This window comes from Stenotrophomonas sp. YIM B06876, assembly GCF_030711595.1.
Classification (GTDB): domain Bacteria; phylum Pseudomonadota; class Gammaproteobacteria; order Xanthomonadales; family Xanthomonadaceae; genus Stenotrophomonas.
Genome location: NZ_JAUJUJ010000306.1, coordinates 1 through 1001 on the forward strand (window position 1 = coordinate 1; position 1001 = coordinate 1001).

Below are 1001 nucleotides of genomic sequence, written 5' to 3' on the forward strand. Positions count from 1 at the left end.
GCTGCCGTCCTTCAGGCCGCTCTTGACTTCCTCGACCTTGGCCTTGGTCTCGGCCGGCACGTCTTCAGCCAGCGAGACGAGGTCGATCGCACCTTCCTTCACGCCCCACCAGCTCTGGCCGGTGACCCAGGTGCCGTCGAGCACGTCCTTGGTGGCCTTGATGTAGTAGGGAGCCCAGTTGATGATGGCCGAGGCCAGGTGGGCCTTGGGGCCGTAGGCGGTCATGTCGGAATCCCAGCCGAAGGCGCGCTTGCCCTTCTCTTGCGCCGTCTTGAGCACGGCGGGCGAGTCGGTGTTCTGGAACAGCACGTCGGCGCCGCCGTTGATCAGCGAGGTGGCGGCTTCGGTTTCCTTGGGCGGGCTGAACCATTCGTTGACCCAGACCACCTTGGTCTTGATCTTGGGGTTCACGCTTTGCGCGCCCAGCGTGAAGCTGTTGATGTTGCGGATCACCTCGGGAATCGGCACCGAGCCCACCACGCCCAGGGTGTTGGTCTTGGTCATGGCACCAGCCACCACGCCGGCCATGTAGGCGCCTTCGTAGGTGCGGCTGTCGTAGGTGCGCAGATTGGGCGCCGTCTTGTAGCCGGTGGCGTGCTCGAACTTGACTTCGGGGTTGTCGGCCGCCACCTTGACCATCGCCTCCATGTAGCCGAAGGTGGTGCCAAAGATCAGCTTGTTGCCCTGGCTGACGAAGTCGCGCAGCACGCGCTCGGCGTCGGCCGACNAGCCGGTGGCGTGCTCGAACTTGACTTCGGGGTTGTCGGCCGCCACCTTGACCATCGCCTCCATGTAGCCGAAGGTGGTGCCAAAGATCAGCTTGTTGCCCTGGCTGACGAAGTCGCGCAGCACGCGCTCGGCGTCGGCCGACTCGGGCACGCTCTCGACGAAGGTGGTGACCACCTTGTCGCCGAACTCCTTTTCGACCGCCTTGCGGCCGTTGTCGTGGGCATACGACCAGCCGCCGTCGCCGACCGGGCCGACATAGGCAAAAGCGATCT

1 protein-coding gene is annotated in these 1001 nt (G+C 64.7%); it reads right to left on the reverse strand.

The features are described 5' to 3' along the window. Positions 1-1001, reverse strand: a 1001-nt coding sequence (locus QZH66_RS16920; RefSeq protein ID WP_305807018.1) for a BMP family ABC transporter substrate-binding protein, incomplete at both ends; no start/stop codon positions are given.